The organism is Streptococcus sp. GMD4S, assembly GCF_000296955.1.
In genome coordinates this window covers 1-552 of the sequence record NZ_AJRE01000414.1, presented here as the reverse complement: position 1 = coordinate 552, position 552 = coordinate 1, and the positions used below count along the sequence as shown (strand labels likewise).

Annotated in this window: 1 protein-coding gene; it reads left to right on the top strand. The window is 37.7% G+C overall.

The annotated features are described in order from the left end of the window. Positions 1 to 29: 29 nt before the first annotated feature. On the top strand, positions 30 to 552 hold a 523-nt coding region (locus tag GMD4S_RS10250), incomplete at its 3' end, for a preprotein translocase subunit SecY (RefSeq protein WP_000465384.1).

Here is a 552-nt window from a genome sequence, read left to right as displayed (position 1 = left end):
CTGTAGAAGTCATCTAAGAGAGGTGACCCATGTTTTTTAAATTACTAAAAGAAGCGCTCAAGGTTAAACAAGTTCGATCAAAAATTCTCTTTACAATTTTTATCATTCTTGTTTTCCGTATTGGGACAAGTATCACTGTTCCAGGTGTGAATGCAAAAAGTTTAGAAGCTCTCAGTGGTTTATCTTTCTTGAACATGCTTAGTCTTGTTTCAGGGAATGCCATGAAGAACTTCTCCGTTTTCGCACTCGGAGTAAGTCCGTATATCACTGCTTCCATCGTTGTTCAATTGCTACAAATGGATATTTTACCGAAGTTTGTAGAATGGGGCAAACAAGGGGAAGTAGGACGGAGAAAACTAAATCAGGCTACTCGTTATATTGCACTTGTACTTGCATTTGTTCAATCTATCGGGATTACAGCAGGATTTAATACTCTATCTGGAGCAAAATTATTAACGACAGCGTTAACTCCACAAGTTTTTGTTACTATTGGTATTATCCTCACAGCAGGTAGTATGATTGTAACTTGGCTCGGGGAACAAATTACAGATA